The sequence below is a fragment of the Thiomicrorhabdus aquaedulcis genome (assembly GCF_004001325.1).
Lineage (GTDB): Bacteria > Pseudomonadota > Gammaproteobacteria > Thiomicrospirales > Thiomicrospiraceae > Thiomicrorhabdus > Thiomicrorhabdus aquaedulcis.
In genome coordinates, this window is sequence record NZ_AP018722.1 from 1,796,706 (window position 1) to 1,815,987 (window position 19,282).

Genomic DNA, 19,282 nt, shown 5'->3' on the forward strand with positions numbered 1-19,282 from the left:
CTATTGAATTTGCCAAGTAAAGCCACCACCTAAAAACGGGATCTTAATACTAAAATAACGCATTTTTTGAATACTACAATCTAACTGTTTATAACTTGTATCAACATCAGTAAAAGGCGAGAAAAACAAACTCATCATCCACTGAAAGAAATTCATACGAGTTTTTTCATTACTATTAAAGTCAATACAGCTTTGCTGCGCATACCCAGTGACATTCGCTGTGGTTTCATAAGTTCCAAAAGGATTGCTGAACCAACACGCTGGATTAAATCCACAGCTTTTAGTAACAGAAGTAGTTCCAACAGTCTTTTCATAACTCAAACAACGAACAACTTCTGAAGCACTGGTTGATGACGCAACATTATTAATATTCGCCAACCCACCAGATATATTAGGGACATTTGCAGCCGTTGTACCCATTACACAAGTCCCCTTCCGACCAACGTAAAAATAACCATGAACCATTATTTTTTTGTCCCAACCATCATAAAAATAGTCCCCAGAATATTCATAACCATTGTCGTAAGAATCACTACGCTTTAGGGTGGTTCCATCCCAGTCACGCACATAATAATTATTTCCACCAAAGAACCACTTTAGCATCCAAAAATCCCAGTAATTCTTAGAAAAAGGATCATCTCCCTTATTCACTTTTAAAGGTTCGTGATTTAAAACTTTAGAAAAAGCATCCGGAAGTACCGTAGAGGTATCAACCAAAATCTCGTTGCCCGATCTATCTTTACCAATCCATTGAGGAGCTAGAGGAACAGATGGATACTTGGTTTTATTCACATTTGCAGGATGAGAATCTACGTGACCATATTCACAGTAATTTTTCCTTGCTGGGCTACCCACAGCACCTACCGAGCCGGGAAATGAAGCTGGTACGCCAGCCATATCGGAAACCAGGCACATTTCGTAACGCTTGTCACAAAAACAAGCGGCAATATCAGGACTCTCTACGCTTTCTTGACTTAAACCGTAAATCGCTTTTCCTGACGGTATAAAAATACGTGGCGTACCTGGTATGACAGAAAAGCCCTTAGCTTCGCTCCACAATTCTACGGCTACCGCGCTAAATTCTATAAATTCATCACTCGCCTTTGGGTTACTTGCATAAGTCTCCAGCGGAATAAACTGATTATTAACAATATTGCCGAATGTAATTTTCTTTTCTAAATCAAAAGCCGCCCCTGAATCTTCAGGATTAGGCAGTGAAAATGCGGCTGTGTTTAAAATACTGGATACCGTAGCATCTGTAATAGCCCTATCCTTCATATTCTTAGTAATCGCCAGCTCCGAGCGCAATGCCACGGCCGCGACATCGCGGGCGTAGTTGTCTAGTTCGCGATCCAGCAGCTTGGCGTTGCCGTATTCAATCATGGTGCCGGCGGTAGACAGTGCCAACACAATAGACAACGCACCCAAAATAGAAATTGAGCCATGTTGCTTTTTAAGCGATTGCGCGGTTAAGTTTACGTTCATGTCATTACTCCGTAATGCTGTTTAAAAGCTGTAAATTACTGCGGGCTTTGCTGTTAAGCGGGTCTTTTTGTAGCGCCTTACCAAAGTACTCTTTGGCCGTTGGGTATTGTTTTTGCAACAGGGCGCTAAACCCCAAATTATTTAACCCGCTTACCTGACGACTGACTTCGTTTGAACTTAACCAGGCCTGGTAAATGGCTTCAGCCACGGCGTATTGGTCTTGCATCAGAGCTAAGCGCGCCCACTCCGACTCGTCGTCCACCGTTTTGCTGGGGAGTTTATTGGCCTCTTGCCACGCCACCAGCGCGGTGGGTAGTTTGCTTTGCGCTTCATACATTTGGGCTAATAGGCGATAAACTCTAATGTCTTGCCCATTGGCTTTACGCAGTTTTTGCAACAAGCCTTCGGCGCGTGAATAGTGTTTGCGCTCGACCGACAGCTTGGCTAAATCCAGTGCAAATTCGTACTCTTGCGCGTCGTTTAACTCGGTGTTAAGCGGTTCGTTTTGCTGGGCAAACTTGGCGTAATCAATGCCAAGAGGCTCTTTTTGCGACGTTTGCGAGCACCCCGCCAGCGCAATGACCAGGCCTGGTAACCATGTTGCTCTAATCAATTTACCCATAAAACCAGTCATTAAAAACATCCTTAAAACCCTCGGCCTAGCATCACAATTTTCTCTCCTAACAATAAAATCAAATAGGGTATAAACAAAAAAGGCATAATCACCAACGCCATTTTGGCCGAGGTTTTGGCGGCTTTTTCTTCTAACATTTGTTCGCGATTTAAATACATGCGGCGCGAAAAATCGTTTAACGCCTCGCTAATAGAACTGCCCAATTTTTCGTTTTGAATAAGCACCTGCACTAAATTTTCAATTTCGGAGGTAGGGTTACGCGCCGCAAATTGGCGCAACGCATCGGCACGCGGTACACCAAATTGAATTTGCTCTAACAAATAATCAAACTCATAACAAATTTCGGGGTGATGCTCTTTTAGCTCGGTCGACACCCGTTTTATCGCCACCAAATAACTTAGCCCTGCGTTCATGCAAATATTGCACATGTCTAAAAAATCGGGCAAATGTTCGCTCATTAACCCCAAACGGCGCTGTCCCAAGTAAATTAACACCCGCTCGGGCAACAACAAAAACACCACCGGCCCTATGGCAATCACTGCGGGCGACCAACCTTGCCAACTCCACAACAGCGCGCCCACTAAACCGGCCACCAACACCAAACTGTATTTCATAAAAAAGTATGCACCAATGTGCGCATCATCTCTAAAACCGGCGCTGATCAATTGGCGCTGCAACAGGTTAATCTCTTTGTGGTTTTTAGGCCCCAACGCACGCCCTAAGGCGCAAAACCCGCACCCCGAATACTGCACACTTTTTTTGGTAAATTGATTGGCCAGCCCAACGCGCGACTTTAAACGCTCTTTTTCGAGCTGATGCGCTTGGCTTTTTAATAATCGATTCACCAGCAACCAGGTGCTTAAAAACGCCAAGGCGGCGGTGAGCGCTAACACAATCAACAAATTCATTTTAAAATCTCATTTTAAGCATGCTGCGTAAAATCAGCATGCCGATCAAAATCAGTACAAGCGATACACTAAACAGCTTAACGCCGGTGGGGTCTTGCAAAAAAAACGTTAACGACGGCTTGTCAAAAAAGTATTTGTAAGCCACATACAACACCGGCGCACCGCCAATAAACCACGCGGTAAACCGCGATTCGGCGGTAAGCGTTTTAAGCTTGGCCTGAAAGTTGACTCGGCGGCGCATAAGTCGAGCCAGCTCGGACAATATTTGCGACAACTGGCCACCGGTTTCGCGCTGAATGATTAAGGTGATAACAAAAAACTGCGCCTCGGGCAGTGCCACACGGCGTTGAAAGTCACGCAAAATGTCACGCATGCTAATGCCAATGGTTAATTGTTTATTGACCTCGCCCATCTCTTGCGCCAAAGGACCTTTTAGGTCTTCGGCCACTGCGCTTAATGCTCCGTCAATGCCGTAACCCGATTGCAAAGAGCGCACAATCGAATCAAGCATATCGGGAAACTGTTTGCGCAACAGCGTTTGCCGTTGATGAATTTTAAACAGCAAAAAGCCACTGGGCAAAAGCGGTAACGCAATGCACAGCAGCACCAATTTATCGTTTAGCACGCTAAATTGGCTGACCACAATAAACGCACTTAAAAACGCGGTAACCGCCTGCGCCACAAACCACGTTGGCATGGCGTTTTTATCGCTTAAACCGGCTTTTTTAAATTTACTGGCCAGCCAAATAAACCACTCGCGGTCTTTTTGACTCATTAACTGCTCTTTAATGGTTTTTTGTTGCGCGCTGCTGATGCCCGCCCGCAGCAACAACTTACTGAGTGCGGCTTTTTGGGCTTGCTGTTTGCGATGGGCGCGGGCGTAAGCCAACAAGGCAAACGGCACTAAAATACCCAAACTTACCAACAAAAACCCTGCGTCTAAGCCGCTCATTAGCCAACTTCCTGTACAAAGTTAAACAAATCTTGTGGCAAACGATAACCCACCGCTTCACACTTTTTACCGCACGCTGGACGCAATCCAGTGGCCCTAAACGCCCCTTTCATCTGTCCGGTTATCGGGTCAATTTCGCGATACTCAAACACGTAAACCTCTTGCAGCACCACGTTTTCTTCTTCAACGCCCACCACTTCGGTAATAGACTCAACCCGACGCTTGCCGTCTTTACCACGGTTTACATAAATAATAAGGTCAATGGCGCTGGCAATTTGTTTACGAATGGACGCGGCCGGAATGTCCACGCCGCTTAGGTTAATCATTAACTCCAAACGCGCAATGCTGTCGCGTGGACTGTTGGCGTGCAAGGTCGCCAAAGAGCCATCGTGCCCCGTGTTCATGGCTTGCAGCATGTCCAACACCTCGCCCCCACGCACCTCACCCAACACAATGCGGTCGGGGCGCATCCGCAACGCATTTTTCAACAGTTCACGTTGTGTTACCTCGCCCACGCCTTCGGCATTGGGTGGACGCGTTTCTAAACGCACCACATGCGCTTGTTGCATTCTAAGTTCGGCGCTGTCTTCAATGGTAACGGTGCGCTCGTTTTCGGGTATTAACCCCGACAACATGTTTAACGTCGTGGTTTTGCCCGAGCCTGTTCCGCCACACACCAATATGTTTAAACCGGCTTTAACGGCGTAGTCTAAAAACTGGTACATCTGCTCGGTCATCGAGCCAAATGCAATTAAATCTTTTGGGCGCAAATGCTGTTCGGGAAACCGTCTAATCGACACGCTAATGCCGTCCACTGCTAAGGGTGGAATAATAATGTTAATACGCGAACCATCGGGCAGACGTGAATCTACCAACGGTGATGACTCATCGACTCTGCGCCCGGTGGTGTAGAGCATGCGATCAACTTTATTGCGCAAATGCTCTTCGCTGATAAAACGCACGTCAGTCAGTTCTAACTGCCCTCCGCGCTCAACGTAAATTTGTTTGTAACCGTTAATTAAAATATCCGAGATGGTGGGGTCGGCCAACAACGGTTCTATCGGACCTAAACCGTAAATTTCGTCCAGTAACTCAACGCCCAATTGACGTACTTCAATCTCGGATAACGGATACCCCATATCGCTGGCGGTTTCGCGCACCAGCACCTCTAAACGAGGGCGCAGTTCTTGGCGGGTTTCGGTGCTGTCGGCTTCGTAAAAAGCTTCGTCTTCGGCGGCCTTTTTTTGGCAACGCGCTTTAATTTCTTGAAACGTGGTGTTTTGCACCAAGCTCGACTCTTGGCGTGCATCACGGGTGAGCATGCTCATGTCGGCTTTTTTGGCGCTGTCGACACTTTCAATGGCGTGATTAACTTGGCGTTTTTGCTCCACTTGACGTAAACGGTCGCGAATGCTCATACGTTACCTGCTGCATTGCTTGGGTTAATTGCGCTGGTTTTCGCGGAGTTTAAGGCCGTTGACTGCTTGGCTTTTTTCTGACTAAAAAAACTTACCAGGTCTGGTAGGCCTGGTAAGCCTGATAACCAACCGGTTTTTGCCTTGGGGCGATGATGATTTTTAGAACGTTTAAACATGCTCACACTGTTTTGTGCGTCTTGCAACTCCAGCGGCACGCTGCCGTTGTGCAGCATATTTGCGATGCCCAACAACTGCAAATTGACAATCGATTCGGGTTTATATTGGTTTAACAAACGCCCCTCTTTTAACGAGTCGTTAAAGCCCAAGTAGTCGTTGGCCACGCGCGCCACCGAGCTCACTTCAAGCGAGGCAATCACCTCTTCGAGCATGTCGTCGTGTTCGCAATTGCAACGGTTTACCACCAATTTAAGCGACTCTTTTAAATAACCCAGTTTTTGGCTTAATTTAATGGCGGTGTTCACCGCTCTAAACGACGACAGCGACGGTTCGGCCACCAAGACAATGTTGTCGGCCTCGTCTAAACAATTTAGAGTTAAATCGGACAAATCACACGCGCAATCTATCACCACGTGGTCAAAGTAACGGCGCAAAACATTAATAATGGTTTTAATTAATTCGCCGTTTAAGCTGTCCAATTCGGTCACTTCACTGGGCAGTGGTAGCAAATACAACCCCGACTCATGCCGACTCAGCGACTTATACACCAAGTTCTCGTCAAAACGGTTTAGGTTGTACACAAAGTCGGTAAGGGTATAAAGGCGCTGGCCTTCCATGTTTAAATACAATGCGGTGTCGCCCAGTGGCATGTTCATGTCCACCAACACGGTGCGGCCTTCGGTAAGCGTGTTTAAATGCCCGGCCAAATTAGTGGCCAACGCGGTGCAGCCCACGCCGCCTTTTAAACTAAACAACGCCGACACATTGCCGTTTTTACCCTTTTGGCGGCGGTCTTGCATGTGCAAAATAGACAAAATATTAAACACTTCACTCGGGCATTCAATAAAGCCGGTCACCCCTTGGTGATTGGCTTCAATAATAAAGTCGGCGTTTTTCTCTTTTAACAGCAGATAAATCGCCACCCCTTTGGCCAGGGTAAGAATTTGATTGACCTTTTCAAGCACCGCTTGCGCATCACCGTGGTATTCCAGCAAGACCAACTGCACATCGTCTGGCCAAATATGCGGCACGTCGTCCAAAGGTTCTAAAAAATATTTAGACAGCACAGACACCCGCACCGCTTCTTTTAAGTCGGCGTCGTGGCCAAAATAGAGCGCGCGCTTAAGCATCATTAAGTTGGTAGAGTAAACTTGGCTCATTAAGGCTTCTCCAACCCAATCTTAACCGACGACTCGGGCAAAGCGCTCTGGCCTTCGGGCAGTAGCTTGGCCACTTTGCCCATAAAAAAGCCATCGGCCACGCTGGGACGTTCTAAGTTTTCGCCTGGCAAAGTCACTTTTGCGCCGGCGGCAATGGGTTCTATAAAGGTGGGGGTAACCAAAATCGCCAACTCAGACTGATCTTTTTCGTAGCTGGTCGATCTAAAAAACGTACCTAAAATAGGAATGTCACCTAATAACGGAATTTTAGACACTTGGCTTCTAAAATTGTCTTGAATAAGCCCACCAATCACAAAACTTTGCCCAGCGGCCAAGGTAATGGTGGTGTTGGCTTTGCGCGAACGAAAGCCTGGCACAATAATACTGCCGTTTTGCATACCAGCACTTTCGTCAATGTTGCTAATTTCGGGTGCGACGGTCATTTGAATTTCACCCGATTCGGTAATAATTGGGCTAAAACGTAAGCGCACCCCAAACTCTTTGTACTCAATTGAAATGGCTCCAGCCTCTTGCGACACCGGAATAGGCACCTCACCACCCACTAAAAAGTCGGCGGTTTCACCCGACTGCACAATCAGTTCGGGTTTAGCTAACACGCGCGCCAGGTTGTTGCCTTCTAAAATTGAGAGCACACCAAAAAAATCTTCATTTTTAGGGTTTACACCAATTTGAAAACCATCAGAATGCGGAAAAGCAATTTCTCTGGGTGCATTAGTACCCACCACCGCGTTTAATAAAAATTGTGCCGTGGTTCCCAAATTACCTGGCGGAAAAACCCCATAGGTATCTTGTTTGTCGCGTACCGCAAACCCACTTCTAAACGGATTGCCTTTTACCACTTCGGCGACGCGCACCGACAGTTTAATTTGTTGTGGCCCGGTGACACCCACCATGTTAACCACGCTTAAACCCAACGCCGAAATAACCGACTGAATGCGCTTTTTTTGCGCCATATTGGGCACAGTACCTGACAACAGCACCATAAAATTACCCGCTTGCGGGGTGGCGCTTAAATTACCGGCGCTGGTTTGCGTTTGCAAAATGGTTTTGTCTTGGCGCGCATTGGCGGTGGGTTTGGCGTCGTCGTCAATTAAATTACCCACATGGTCTACTTCACGGCGCACGGCACCTTCGGCGGCAATCCAAATGTCTTTAAGCTGAAAGCTTACCGTGCCTTCTGGGTTTAAATCTTTAAGCAGTTGGGTCAGGGTTTGTTCAATTTCGTTGCGGCGCGCTTGGTCGGGGGCTACGTTTAACACAATTTGGTGATCGGTATTGGGTGTGTCGCGGTAGGTCACAATTAACTGGGTACGACCGGCCGATTTTCCGCTGATTAACAACTCGTTGTTGCCCAACACTTGCACACTGGCCAGCTCGGGGTTAGCAATCATGGCGCGTTTTAAGGCTTTATCAAACTTTATAATTTGGCTGTCGGTGGCGGTTAGGTTTACTACTTTGCTGGTGTTATTAGCGGGCGATTGCAACGACGATTGCGAAGACAACTGAGAGACATCATTGGCGGGCGCGGCCATGGCGACATTGACCAGGCCTGGTAAAACCGCGGTTCCCATGGCAACGGCCAAACTAAGCGCTAAAACACGTTGGTTGAGGTTTTTGTACTTTATATTCTTGTGCTTGGTGTTCTTTTTAGTGCTTAAAACTGTGGGCTTTAAACGTGCGTGTGTTTGCATAAAGTTCATCGTGTTCTCACCTCTTCAACCTGACCGCCTTGCATAATTTGAATAACATCACGGTCTTGTTTTGCTTTATAAATAGGCGGACGTTGCTGTTCACCTGCCATAGACTGTACGCTTACCCCATTGGTTTCCACCAAATCTACGTCGGCCGCGCCGCGTAAGACTAAGTGAAACGCGCCAATGTTCATGGCCAAAGCCAGTTTTTCGGCTTGCTCGACATTGACATTTAACGCCACCATAGAGGCTTTAACAAACGCTTCACCTTGTTGATTTTGCTGGCTTTCTTTTTGTACTTCTACGGTCTGCTTGCCCATGCGATCGACTTGTCCAATAGAAAGCACCTCAATGTTTTGCAAAATAGTTCGGCTGATCATGCGCTTGCCGTCGGGGCTTTCAAACACGCTAATCACGTCTACATGATCGCTGGGGTTTAACATACCCAATAACCCGCTTTCGGCCGACACCGGAATACGAATGGCGCGCATGCCCTTTTCGAGCAGCGCCAAGACATTGCTTTGGGTCTCTTCTTGCATGCCCAGCTTTTGCTCTAGCAGCCATTCGCCCGCAAAAATATCCTGCTTGGCCACATGACCCACCACCGTGGTGACGTCGGTTAACACGCCGGTGGTGACCACGCCTTCGGTGGGTACCATCAGCAATTTAATGTCGTCGGCCTCTATTTTTTCGCCGCGATACACATCGCGATTGGCCACCACAATGCCTTTAAGCTCGGGCTTTTCGACCACAGTGATGGTTTTAATTTCGGTTTTAACCTTAGCCTCGGCACTGGCCACCCTACTTTCGACGTATCCGTACACCAAACCCATGGCTAACACCGCCGAAAGCAAGGCAACGCCATACAGCACCACATCACTGCGTTGAAATTTCATATAAAACTCGTTTATGTTTGATTGGATTAACTTGCTTGAATTAACACTAATTTGAATTCGGTTAGAGCCATTTAAAAGCCCTTGCACTCATTGAGCGGTATCACGTTAAGCTGGCGTGCAAGTGTCTTTAACACTGATGATGGTGTCTACGCTAATGGGTAAAGGCACGCCTAACGAATTAGGTACTATCAAAGTATTAGCAACTCCTTTTACATTAACTACATACACATCAAACCCACCTACCGCACTTTCGGTAAACTTAGCTGTAACAGGGGTTGCAAACTTCATAACATCTTTGAGCTTTGCTTCCACATCACTTTTTAATGTAGCGGCTGCATCACCTTTTAACGCCACCTTACCAGATGCACACGTCACATAACGCAACGTGGTACCTAGTGCTGCGACGTCACTCACTTCACTGATTATTTCTGAATGCGCTGCGGTGAGTACATCACTTACGGCAAAACTGTTTAAGGCATAATTAAGCGTCTCTACCATAAACAAAATCACCAAAATAATAAGAGGAAGAACATACGCCGCTTCCAGCATCACAGCACCGCGTTGATAATGGAGTTTCATATATTTTCCTCTTAAAACGACTAAGTGATTAACTAAAGAGTTTTATCCTCCAGTCGTAGGAGTTACTGTAGCACCAGAAACAGCACTCTTGATCTTAGTGGAAATATCAGCACCAATATTAGCGTTCGTCACAGCTACACCGATTGCAACAATGACACCCACCAAAATCGCGTACTCAATCATTGACGCGCCCTTTTGCTTTTTAACTTGTTTTGCTTTGATGATCTCTTGAACTTTAACTTCGTTTAACATGGTAATTTCCTCGTTTTATTGAATTAGACCGTTTCCGGTTGATGGGCATTAAAACGCATAAAAAAGTAAAGAACAATAAAATTTATGGGCTTTCATAAACAAATCTTTTGATGCGCTAATAAGTAAATCTTCTACCCTTTAAAAACCCCTTTCAAGAAGCACTCAACCTATTGAAAATAAACATAAATTATTAATAAATGACCGTATAAGTTAAAACTATATTATTATTTTTAATATTATTACATGCTAATATTTATAAGCCTATAAGTAAGAAGCTTAACTAAAATATCGTTTTTTTCAAACCGCAAAAAGCAAAAAAGCCAGCATTTTAGGCTGGCTTTTTTGCATCTCACAACGTTGTTTTAACGCATTATTGCATCTCTAAATCATCTTGCACCGATTCTACCCCGGCAATTGCGCAGGCTTCGTCGTCTTTTCCGTCGGGTGCGCCGCTTACGCCTACTGCACCGTATAGTTTACCGCCGGCCGCAATCGGAGTTGACCCTGCCATAAACGCTAAGCCCTCACCCATGGTTTGCAATGGGCTGTTGGCGCGGCCTTCTAACTCTGAGCCTTTTACGTTAAACATAACGGCGGTATAGGCCTTTTTTTGGCTAATGCCCAGTGATACGGCCGGAGCAATGGTGTCGCGCAATTGGGCTTGAATAATTCCGTTACGATCCACTACGCTTACGCTAACTGGAATACCCTTTTCACGACAAGCGGCTACGGTGTTTAAGGCAATTTTATTGGCCACGTCCATTGAAAGTACCGACACATTGACTGTTAAAGGCTCTTTTGCCATAACAGGAGCCGCCATAAAGGCCGCAACTAACCCTAGAGCAGCCATTTGAGTGTTTAACTTTGTTAATTTCATTGTCAATTCCTTATTTTGTGAGCATTTTTTGTAAACGTTTTGTCTAAAGACAATCTAAAGCTGTCATATGCATTCTATCAGGGCTTTTTTAAAAAACCAGGCCTGGTAAAAACCCTTAGCCAGTGCTTAATAAGTGTGTAAAATGAGTTAAAATTAACTCAAAAGGTGTATTAACGCCTTACCAGGCCTGGTCATTTGTCATGATTTTATTGTCGCTAAAAAATTATATACAACACAACAAACGTGTAAGTTTGCTGGATATTTGCAGGCATTTTGACTTAACGCAAGAAGCGGCGTTGGGTTTAGTGCAACCGTTATTAACGCAGGGTTTTGTTCAGGCTGTTTCGGCTGATGTTTGCGCCAGCGGTGCGTGTCAAAGTGGTTGTGGATCATCCAAAAGCACGCCATCGTATCAATGGGTAAATCGGCGATTAAAAAACCTATCTATTCCCGTGCAAATTCTTTAAAATCAAATGCTGTGCCAAAACGAGTCAATAAACACCACCATCTACGTGAATCTTCGCTGGGAACTCGCTAAAAATTATGAATAAATGGTTTAGAAAAGGTAACTCACGTCGCTTTCACCGCGTTAACATGCCTGTGCGGTATTTTATTGTGCCCAGCTCACCCATTAAAGACCGCGAAATTTACGCCACAGGTGCCGATTATTTTCCGCAAAGTTTTTTAAACGTAATTGAAACCCGCAAACACTTTACCAATTTATGGGTATCTCGCATTCAAGAACAAAATGCATTATTAACTGAAATTTTTGATGAAATCATTTCGTTTATTGAGTTTTTTGGTAATTGCAGTCGCGCTATTGCCGAGGGCCGAAACCCCAAAAGCGATCCCAGTTATTGGATGAGCGTAAATGAGCATTTAAAAGGGTTTCAAAGCACATATAAGTTTCAGGCCAGCTCGCCTAAAACTTTTCAATATTTAAAGATGATTGAAGAAAAATATTTAAGCTTTCTAAACAGTATGGTCAACAGCATTAATCAATCTACTCCCACCCATTTTCATGTTATTGGCCATTTGCCAGTCGGTTTTAAAATGGATGAGATGATGATGATTTTTGACTCTGAAAAGTTTAAAAAAATTCCGCTCATTCAGGCCATTAGCTACGTATGCCAATTGCTCAACGCTTATTTAGAAACATACAGACAAATTAACGACGATAACTACTTTAAGCAGTTTCCTACCGAATGGCCTGTGCGCAATGCTAATGTAAGCGCCAGCGGCATTGCGGTTAATATTAATAAACGTTTTCCGCAGTATTCACGCGTCGACGTGTATTTGTATTTTGAATCTGATAAAAAGGTACTGTATTTTAATGGCAGTGTGGTGGACATGCGTACCGACCCAGACGGTCTAACCGAGCGCGTGGCGATTAATTACGAGTTTCCGGACGGCAACCATCAAAATTATATTCAACAAGAAATTCAAAAACAAGAAGTCAAAGAGTGCATGGACATACCGTTGTAACTCATCGCTTTTTGCACTGACATAAATACACATTAACAACAAGAGAACCCTATGCCTGGCAGTAACCACGACGTTGACCCCTCTTTTATGGATGCCTTGCCCTTAGCATTGCGCGAAGCGGCGTTGGAGTTAATTCGCTTTTCAACCTTAAAAGACATGTTAATCATGCGTAAAAATGGCCCAAGCGAACGTCTTAAAACCAGCTTTGCTCTTACCCCAATGCAATGGAACGAACTGTTAAACGCGGTGATATTAACCAAGGTAAGTTACTTTGACATCGCGCCTAAGTTTCCCAACCAATACATTGATAAACTGCATGAAATTGCCGCTAACGCGTTTGGCATGCCAGGCAAAAACCCCGCCGACTTATACCAAGCCATGCTCACCGACCACCCTTATTTTGCGCAATGGCTAACCAAAAGTTTACAAGTTAAACAACAAAACTTGCGCGCCGCTCGCGCGCATGCTGTTGCCAGTGGTACTGTGTAAACCCCATTAAAGCGCCACTGTTGCCATGGCATCGCGCAATTCTTTGCGCTGCAAAAACAGCTCAATTCCCTGCTGTTGCGCGGTTGTTAAAAACTCAAATTCAATAGACACTTTACAACCGCTTAAACCTGATTGGTGCATTAATAGGTGGGCATTCTTATCACTCGCTACCTTGTCGTTTACCGGCTTATCGTTTAAGGGTTTATCGTTCTGCGTTAGCTCAATTTTTTTGACCGTTACCACTTTGCCACTGCATACCATAACCTGTGATTCAATGGCCATAAACACATGCAACTTACTAAACAACGCAAATCCAGGATGCGCGGCATCGCTTATAAAGCTTAACCCACCTGCGCTTAAGTTTAGCGCGTAACGCTCCCAGTATTCGGAGCGCGAAATAGTGTGAAACGCTGTTTTTAAGCGACCCAATACCGTGGCGTATAAATTGAGTTTTTCAATCATAAGCTGCAATACTTTAGCTGGCAACACACCAGATTGTGCAAGGCTGTTTAAGTTGGTCACGTAGGTTTGAGAATTAAAGGCATCAGCAATAGGCTGTGGATACAAAAATATTTTGCCTTCAATACTGCTGCTAACCACGGTGTTTATTTCTACAAGGTAGTCGTCAATACGCTGATACAATCCCAATATTAACGGCGCAATGGTTGACGATTCTTTGGCTTTGGGCGGGGTAAATTTTTGATCCTCTTTGGCTCTAAATTTATAGTCGTGTTTTAAACGTGGGTCTTGCGATTCCATCAGCGATTCAAGCAACCACCCCATAAAGTCAATGCGATGGTTAAGAACGTAAAAAACATACAACGCATCCGACCGAGCATCAAATACCTTATTTAACAGTTCACTTAGTAATTCGTTTACATCGTGCAACCTAAATTCTTCAGCCTCGGTAATAAGTTCACGCCGTTGGGCGCTTAAATATTGTCCGTACTGATCGACCGGTTCTAAATGCATGGCAATAGTGGCCTGATATCTAAAATGACGCCGAACGTTGCTCATGCTAATAATAACCCATATTAATAATGTCCCATTATGACCAGGCCTGGTTAAGCGTTAATGTGCGGCTGAACCATTTTGCCATGTCGTTTATTTGCGCCGCGCACACCTGATGCGCCATGGGGTATTCGTGCCAATCAACCTTCCACCCTTTGGCCGCTAAAGCCGCACAAGACTGCTGGGCGATACGCAGCCCAATCACATTATCCAATGTGCCGTGCATCATGGTAATAGGCACATCGGTAGACAGCACATCGGTAGGCGGTGCTGTAACACCCTTTGTAAACGCATCAACCAGACGATCCATTGGATAATACGTGGATAACGCCAACACGCCCGCCAAGGTGGGTTTAAAGTGCAATCCAGTATGTAAGGCCACCAGACCACCTTGTGAAAAACCGGCCAACACAATTCGCGAGGCGAGTATGCCTTGATTTATTTGCTGATGAATCAGGGTATCAATCTGTGCGCTGGACGCCTCAATACCGGCCGCATCAACTTCTTTTAAAAAATCGGTTGAAGCAATGTCATACCAAGAACGCATTTTAGCGCCGCCGTTAATGGTTACCGCTTGCACGGGTGCGTGTGGAAACACAAAGCGAATACCGTGCTGCGCTGGCAAATTAAGCTGCTCAACAATCCCGGCAAAATCATAACCGTCGGCACCCAAACCGTGCAACCAAATTACCGCCGCCGTAGCGGGTGCTTTAGGTTCAATAATAATGGGCGCATCTTGCACATCGTTCAAACGTTGGTTCATAGTCACTCTCTTTATTTACTAACCGTTTATGACCGTTTATTGCGTTATTAAAACAGCCAAGGTCGCAGGACGATAACCCACCTAAATGCGAATGGATTCTGCTAGAATAACGCCCATTTTAACGGGTTTGGCTTTAAGTTGAGTAAAGTTGTCTAAATAAAACTTAACGCTAATCAAAGACGATTCAAGTCCCAACCAAAAGCGAGATTTTTATGCGATTGCTGTCTGAGTTAAGACTCTTGACCTTAATGGCTTTAATAGCCGTTACCTTAACCGCCTGCGGTAAAAAAGGCGATTTAACCTTGCCTGCCGCCGAGCAAACGACCATTCAACCCTCGCTTAGCCTGGCGCCTACACTTAGCTTGGCGCCTGCGCACGCTTTACACTCTTTAAACCAGGAGCGACCATGACCACGCCTATTTTTAATTTAAAAAACAATACGTTACACATCGAAGACGTGAGTCTTGTGCAACTTGCTCAAACCTATGGCACGCCATTATACGTTTATTCGCGCACCGAGCTAGAGCAGCGTTGGCAAGCATTTGACCAGGCATTTGGCACGCATCCGCACTTGGTTTGTTATGCAGTTAAAACCAACTCAAACCTGGCGGTACTCAGCGTATTGGCCAAACTGGGTGCCGGCTTTGACATCGTATCGCAAGGCGAATTAGAACGCGTGCTGCGTGCCGGCGGCGACCCTAAAAAAGTGGTTTTTTCCGGGGTCGCCAAGCAACCCGCCGAAATAAAACGCGCGTTAGAAGTCGGCATTCGCTGTTTTAACATTGAATCGCACGCCGAACTCAACCGCATTCAAAGCGTTGCGCAAGCCATGGACAAAATAGCCGACGTGTCGGTGCGCGTAAACCCCGACGTGGACGCCAAAACCCATCCGTATATTTCTACGGGTTTAAAGGACAATAAGTTTGGGGTCGATATCAACACCGCTCCCGCGCTGTACGCCGACGCGTGCGCCTGCTCGCACGTTAACCCCGTAGGCATTGATTGTCACATTGGCTCACAACTCACCGAGCTTAAACCCTTTGTGGACGCATTAGAGCGCGTTTTGGCGTTAAAAAGCACCTTAACCGACATGGGCATTGACATTCACCACCTTGATTTAGGCGGCGGTTTGGGCATTACCTACACCACCGAAAACCCTCCACCCATTGGCGACTACATTCAAGCGTTGCTGGCAAAATTGGCCGACGATTCCTTAGAAATTATTATTGAACCCGGCCGTGCCATTGCCGGTAATGCCGGAGTTTTGCTGACCAAAGTGGAGTTTTTAAAACCCACCGAACACAAAAACTTTGCCATTATTGACGCCGCCATGAACGACTTAATTAGACCTGCGCTGTACCAAGCGTATCAAGACATTGTGCCGGTGTGCCCGCGCACCGATGGCTTAGAAGCCCATTGGGACTTGGTGGGACCGGTGTGTGAAACCGGTGACTTTTTAGGCAAAAACCGCCTACTCAACTTAAAAGAAGGCGATTTACTTGCCGTCATGTCGTCGGGCGCGTACGGTTTTAGCATGAGCTCAAACTACAACACCCGCCCCCGCGCCGCCGAAATTATGGTGCAAGGCCAGAACGCCTTTGAAGTACGCCCACGCGAAACCTATGAAGATTTAATGGGCTCTGAAAAAACCCTAGATTGATTGGACGTATAGAATGATGGAGACTCACGCGCCGTAAACTGCAATAGATTGCGGGTCAAGCCCGCAATGACGTTATTGGGTCGGTCTTGTTTAACAGATTGGGAAAAGTGACCAGGCCTGGTCAAACCAAATCACCGTCATGCCGTGCCACGACACGGCATCTACCGCACGCGCCGTAAACTGCAAGAGATTGCGGGTCAAGCCCGCAATGACGTTATTGGGTTAGTCTTGTAATAACAATCCACCGTCATGCCGTGCCACGACACGGCATCTGCCTCACTCGCCGTAAACCGCTAAAGATTGCGGGTCAAGCCCGCAATGACGTTATTGGGTTAGCCTTGTAATACACAATTTATTGTGCCTGTTTACAACTGACCCGCTTGCCACAAATGCACTTGGGTGAGTTGTTTTGAACCGGCCAGTACATTGTCTAAACCACGTACTTTTAGCACTTTATTGGTCGCGTCTATTAACGCCGCCCAAACGCCCTCTTCGTCTTGCCAGGCCAGTAAATGGCAAGGTTGTGTGTTCGCTGTACTTTCGCCCTCCACCGGTTCACCGTCAACATTGACCCACCACGCGTGTTGTTGCAATACACTTAAGGCGTGCCAATCGTTACGGTGCAAAACCGTGGGTTGGGCGCTTAAACGTTGCGGATTTAAAGCCTTAACCTCAAGACCCTGCAATGCCTGGGTTAACCAGCCCTGGTAGAGTTGACTCACTTCAATTAAGTACCGACATTCGCCAATGTTCTTTAGTTCAGCCGGGCTTAAACCTAAATAGTCGGCCAAGGCGTAGGCGTCTTCTAACAACTCCACCATGCTTTTGCATTGCATGGGGCGGCACGGCAATTGCGCTAACGCCATGTGCAAGCGGCAACCAATCAGCTCTGGAAAACGCGCCGCCAATGACAACGCCATCGAGTTAATGCGCGGCAACGTTTGCAAGGCGTTTAAACGCTGCTCGTCCATTAAACACACCTCGACTTGCTGGGCAATGTCGTCGTTTACGATGCGCAACCGCAAGTTACGCAAAAATCGAATGGTTTCATCTTTGCCCGGCCAGCCCATCTGTTTGGCCATGAGCTGGCGTTTACCGCCCAATAACCCCACCACTTCGGGTTCACTTAGCCCAGCGCTGACCAAACGCCACGCCAACATGGGCGAGTTGTCCAGCAGTTCGAGCATTTGCGGATATTTTCCCGCGTAATGCAACAAGCTTAATTGATGAGTGGGAAACAGCGCGCAACTCTCTTGCACCCATTTGGGAATGGGTTTGCGCCATGCGTTAATGTGCGCGGTGTTGGCCCAAGCCAGCACCTGTAAATTAGACGGATAGGCGTCCACCTTGGCCGCACTCATCATCATTGCGTCCCAACTGGGCACGCTTACCACGCCTAAGGCCGGAAATATTTTGCGGCAATCAATCCACAAGGTGTGTTCGGACTCATCCCAAAAACTAAATTTGGCCAGTTGCAATTGCTTGCGCTGATCCAGCGTGAGTGGGCTTTGCTCTACCAACTGGCAATCACTCTAAAAAACAGGGTTTTAATGTATTCGGTTTCTGGAATGGCGGGATGCACTGGGTGGTCGGGACCTTGATGCCCTTGCTCAAACAACTGTACGTTGCGATCAATGTGACGACTGGCCGACTGCACCGCTTGCACTAAATTGTCGCGTGTTAAATGGTGTGAACACGACGCCGACACCAGAATGCCGTCGGGTGCAAGCACGCGCATGGCAATTTCGTTAATACGGCGATAGGCTTCAAAACCGGCTTTAAAATCTTTTTTACGTTTTACAAACGCCGGCGGGTCAATAATCACCACGTCAAATTTTTCGCCTTCCATGCGCAACGCGTTCAACACATCAAACGCATTACCTTGAATGGTGGTCATTTTTTCGCTCACCCCGTTTAACGCGGCATTGCGGTCAACACCATCCAGCGCAAACTCCGACGAATCGACGCACGTGACCGACTCGGCACCCGCTGTGGCCATTGCCACGCCCCAACCGCCTAAATAACTAAACACGTCCAAAACGCGCTTGCCTTTTACCAGGGTTTGCAAGCGCGCACGCGCCATACGGTGGTCGTAAAACCAACCGGTTTTTTGTCCACCCACCACGGGGATAATAAAGCGCGTGTTGTTTTCAACAATTTCAATTTGCTCGGGTAATTCACCAAACACCACTTCTTCGTACAGGGGCAAGCCTTCGAGTTGACGACTGGCCGAGTCGTTGCGCATCACAATGGCGTCGGGATGATACAAATTAATCAGTACCTGAATAATATCGTCTTTGGCCAGCTCCATACCAGCGGTGGTAATTTGCACCACAAACACCGCACCAAAACGATCAATGACCAGGCCTGGTAAGCCGTCGCCTTCGCCAAACACCAACCGATAAAACGGTTGGTCAAAATGCAACTCGCGCAACGCTTGCGCTTCTTGTAAGCGCTTTTTAAAGAATTTAAGGTTTAACTCTAACTTAGCACTGCGGCTCAACAAACGCCCACAAATCAAGGTATTGGGGTTGACGTATCCCATGCCCAACGGCTTACCGGCCGAATCTTCAAACACCACTCTTTGACCGGCGGTAAACTCTTTTAATGGGGTTTTTTCATTATCCACTTCGTTGCTAAACACCCAAACATGGCCTTGCTTAATACGACGTTCTTCATTTTTTTTAAGTTTTAAACTGGGGTACATGTTGGGATTCTCTTTTGTGTTAATTCTTTTGTTTTAATTCTGTTAAGGCGATCACTTTGGCGTAAATTTAATGCCAATAAAAAAGGCTTTCAAATGAAAGCCCTTTTGCAAATCACA

General features: G+C 46.4%; 20 protein-coding genes. 5 read left to right on the plus strand and 15 right to left on the minus strand.

Annotation, left to right across the window (positions count from 1 at the left end):
• The 11 genes from EP181_RS08185 to EP181_RS08235 form a co-directional block, all read right to left on the minus strand.
• The gene (locus EP181_RS08185; protein ID WP_127471201.1) at positions 1-1,485 is read right to left on the minus strand and encodes a hypothetical protein; all 1,485 of its coding nucleotides are present in this window, start codon (positions 1,483-1,485) and stop codon (positions 1-3) included.
• A 4-nt stretch (positions 1,486-1,489) separates the two neighbouring features.
• Entirely contained in the window at positions 1,490-2,119 is a 630-nt protein-coding gene (locus EP181_RS08190) for a tetratricopeptide repeat protein (protein ID WP_172959725.1), read from the minus strand.
• Positions 2,120-2,130: 11 nt separating this feature from the next.
• Positions 2,131-3,027: a type II secretion system F family protein gene (locus tag EP181_RS08195; protein WP_127471203.1), complete on the minus strand. Its 897-nt coding sequence runs from the start codon at positions 3,025-3,027 to the stop codon at positions 2,131-2,133.
• Position 3,028: 1 nt separating this feature from the next.
• Positions 3,029-3,979 (minus strand): type II secretion system F family protein, encoded by a 951-nt coding sequence (locus EP181_RS08200; RefSeq protein WP_127471204.1) that lies wholly within the window; start codon positions 3,977-3,979, stop codon positions 3,029-3,031.
• Complete coding sequence (locus tag EP181_RS08205; RefSeq protein ID WP_127471205.1) at positions 3,979-5,397, minus strand: TadA family conjugal transfer-associated ATPase; 1,419 nt, start codon at positions 5,395-5,397, stop codon at positions 3,979-3,981. The genes EP181_RS08200 and EP181_RS08205 overlap by 1 nt, the downstream gene beginning before the upstream one ends.
• Positions 5,394-6,734, minus strand: coding sequence for a CpaE/TadZ family protein (locus EP181_RS08210; protein WP_127471206.1), 1,341 nt, complete (start codon positions 6,732-6,734; stop codon positions 5,394-5,396). The genes EP181_RS08205 and EP181_RS08210 overlap by 4 nt, the downstream gene beginning before the upstream one ends.
• Positions 6,734-8,455, minus strand: coding sequence for a type II and III secretion system protein family protein (locus tag EP181_RS08215; protein ID WP_232023392.1), 1,722 nt, complete (start codon positions 8,453-8,455; stop codon positions 6,734-6,736). Before EP181_RS08215 ends, EP181_RS08210 begins: the two co-directional genes overlap by 1 nt.
• The gene (cpaB, locus tag EP181_RS08220; RefSeq protein ID WP_127471207.1) at positions 8,452-9,342 is read right to left on the minus strand and encodes a Flp pilus assembly protein CpaB; all 891 of its coding nucleotides are present in this window, start codon (positions 9,340-9,342) and stop codon (positions 8,452-8,454) included. Before cpaB ends, EP181_RS08215 begins: the two co-directional genes overlap by 4 nt.
• A 105-nt stretch (positions 9,343-9,447) precedes the next feature.
• Positions 9,448-9,921, minus strand: a complete 474-nt coding sequence (locus EP181_RS08225) for a hypothetical protein (RefSeq protein ID WP_127471208.1) — start codon at positions 9,919-9,921, stop codon at positions 9,448-9,450.
• Positions 9,922-9,963: 42 nt separating this feature from the next.
• Positions 9,964-10,173 (minus strand): Flp family type IVb pilin, encoded by a 210-nt coding sequence (locus EP181_RS08230; RefSeq protein ID WP_127471209.1) that lies wholly within the window; start codon positions 10,171-10,173, stop codon positions 9,964-9,966.
• A gap of 370 nt (positions 10,174-10,543) precedes the next feature.
• On the minus strand, positions 10,544-11,050 hold the full coding sequence (locus EP181_RS08235) for a GlcG/HbpS family heme-binding protein (RefSeq protein ID WP_127471210.1): 507 nt from the start codon (positions 11,048-11,050) through the stop codon (positions 10,544-10,546).
• Positions 11,051-11,250: 200 nt separating this feature from the next.
• Between EP181_RS08235 and EP181_RS08240 the strand changes: the two genes are divergently transcribed.
• From EP181_RS08240 to EP181_RS08250, 3 genes are all read left to right on the plus strand, one after another.
• The gene (locus tag EP181_RS08240; protein WP_127471211.1) at positions 11,251-11,517 is read left to right on the plus strand and encodes a FeoC-like transcriptional regulator; all 267 of its coding nucleotides are present in this window, start codon (positions 11,251-11,253) and stop codon (positions 11,515-11,517) included.
• 76 nt (positions 11,518-11,593) lie between these two features.
• A complete protein-coding gene (locus EP181_RS08245; RefSeq protein WP_127471212.1) occupies positions 11,594-12,535 on the plus strand; it encodes a PilZ domain-containing protein in 942 nt (313 codons plus the stop codon).
• Positions 12,536-12,586: 51 nt separating this feature from the next.
• Positions 12,587-13,024 carry a DUF4414 domain-containing protein gene (locus tag EP181_RS08250; protein ID WP_127471213.1) on the plus strand — a complete coding sequence of 146 codons (438 nt, stop codon included), beginning with the start codon at positions 12,587-12,589 and terminating at the stop codon, positions 13,022-13,024.
• Between the two features lie 6 nt (positions 13,025-13,030).
• Here EP181_RS08250 and EP181_RS08255 read toward each other — a convergent pair whose 3' ends face one another.
• Together EP181_RS08255 and EP181_RS08260 are read right to left on the minus strand one after the other, a co-directional pair.
• Complete coding sequence (locus EP181_RS08255) at positions 13,031-14,041, minus strand: hypothetical protein (protein WP_127471214.1); 1,011 nt, start codon at positions 14,039-14,041, stop codon at positions 13,031-13,033.
• A gap of 31 nt (positions 14,042-14,072) precedes the next feature.
• The gene (locus EP181_RS08260) at positions 14,073-14,798 is read right to left on the minus strand and encodes an alpha/beta hydrolase (RefSeq protein WP_127471215.1); all 726 of its coding nucleotides are present in this window, start codon (positions 14,796-14,798) and stop codon (positions 14,073-14,075) included.
• Positions 14,799-15,010: 212 nt separating this feature from the next.
• Here EP181_RS08260 and lptM point away from each other — a divergent pair, with 212 nt between their 5' ends.
• Positions 15,011-15,208 (plus strand): LPS translocon maturation chaperone LptM, encoded by a 198-nt coding sequence (gene lptM, locus EP181_RS08265; RefSeq protein ID WP_127471216.1) that lies wholly within the window; start codon positions 15,011-15,013, stop codon positions 15,206-15,208.
• Positions 15,205-16,458 carry a diaminopimelate decarboxylase gene (gene lysA, locus EP181_RS08270; protein WP_127471217.1) on the plus strand — a complete coding sequence of 418 codons (1,254 nt, stop codon included), beginning with the start codon at positions 15,205-15,207 and terminating at the stop codon, positions 16,456-16,458. The genes lptM and lysA overlap by 4 nt, the downstream gene beginning before the upstream one ends.
• Before the next feature lie 365 nt (positions 16,459-16,823).
• Here the strand turns inward: lysA and EP181_RS08275 are convergent, their stop codons facing one another.
• Complete coding sequence (locus EP181_RS08275) at positions 16,824-17,978, minus strand: hypothetical protein (protein ID WP_127471218.1); 1,155 nt, start codon at positions 17,976-17,978, stop codon at positions 16,824-16,826.
• Complete coding sequence (locus tag EP181_RS08280; protein ID WP_127471219.1) at positions 17,972-19,165, minus strand: class I SAM-dependent rRNA methyltransferase; 1,194 nt, start codon at positions 19,163-19,165, stop codon at positions 17,972-17,974. The genes EP181_RS08275 and EP181_RS08280 overlap by 7 nt, the downstream gene beginning before the upstream one ends.
• Positions 19,166-19,282: the final 117 nt, after the last annotated feature.

Bases quoted from the DNA above. Each gene is read 5' to 3' on its own strand.
- EP181_RS08185 (WP_127471201.1), bottom strand. From the start codon at position 1,485: ATGAACGTAAACTTAACCGCGCAATCGCTTAAAAAGCAACATGGCTCA.
- EP181_RS08190 (WP_172959725.1), bottom strand. From the start codon at position 2,119: ATGACTGGTTTTATGGGTAAATTGATTAGAGCAACATGGTTACCAGGC.
- EP181_RS08195 (WP_127471203.1), bottom strand. From the start codon at position 3,027: ATGAATTTGTTGATTGTGTTAGCGCTCACCGCCGCCTTGGCGTTTTTA.
- EP181_RS08200 (WP_127471204.1), bottom strand. From the start codon at position 3,979: ATGAGCGGCTTAGACGCAGGGTTTTTGTTGGTAAGTTTGGGTATTTTA.
- EP181_RS08205 (WP_127471205.1), bottom strand. From the start codon at position 5,397: ATGAGCATTCGCGACCGTTTACGTCAAGTGGAGCAAAAACGCCAAGTT.
- EP181_RS08210 (WP_127471206.1), bottom strand. From the start codon at position 6,734: ATGAGCCAAGTTTACTCTACCAACTTAATGATGCTTAAGCGCGCGCTC.
- EP181_RS08215 (WP_232023392.1), bottom strand. From the start codon at position 8,455: ATGAACTTTATGCAAACACACGCACGTTTAAAGCCCACAGTTTTAAGC.
- cpaB (WP_127471207.1), bottom strand. From the start codon at position 9,342: ATGAAATTTCAACGCAGTGATGTGGTGCTGTATGGCGTTGCCTTGCTT.
- EP181_RS08225 (WP_127471208.1), bottom strand. From the start codon at position 9,921: ATGAAACTCCATTATCAACGCGGTGCTGTGATGCTGGAAGCGGCGTAT.
- EP181_RS08230 (WP_127471209.1), bottom strand. From the start codon at position 10,173: ATGTTAAACGAAGTTAAAGTTCAAGAGATCATCAAAGCAAAACAAGTT.
- EP181_RS08235 (WP_127471210.1), bottom strand. From the start codon at position 11,050: ATGAAATTAACAAAGTTAAACACTCAAATGGCTGCTCTAGGGTTAGTT.
- EP181_RS08240 (WP_127471211.1), top strand. From the start codon at position 11,251: ATGATTTTATTGTCGCTAAAAAATTATATACAACACAACAAACGTGTA.
- EP181_RS08245 (WP_127471212.1), top strand. From the start codon at position 11,594: ATGAATAAATGGTTTAGAAAAGGTAACTCACGTCGCTTTCACCGCGTT.
- EP181_RS08250 (WP_127471213.1), top strand. From the start codon at position 12,587: ATGCCTGGCAGTAACCACGACGTTGACCCCTCTTTTATGGATGCCTTG.
- EP181_RS08255 (WP_127471214.1), bottom strand. From the start codon at position 14,041: ATGAGCAACGTTCGGCGTCATTTTAGATATCAGGCCACTATTGCCATG.
- EP181_RS08260 (WP_127471215.1), bottom strand. From the start codon at position 14,798: ATGAACCAACGTTTGAACGATGTGCAAGATGCGCCCATTATTATTGAA.
- lptM (WP_127471216.1), top strand. From the start codon at position 15,011: ATGCGATTGCTGTCTGAGTTAAGACTCTTGACCTTAATGGCTTTAATA.
- lysA (WP_127471217.1), top strand. From the start codon at position 15,205: ATGACCACGCCTATTTTTAATTTAAAAAACAATACGTTACACATCGAA.
- EP181_RS08280 (WP_127471219.1), bottom strand. From the start codon at position 19,165: ATGTACCCCAGTTTAAAACTTAAAAAAAATGAAGAACGTCGTATTAAG.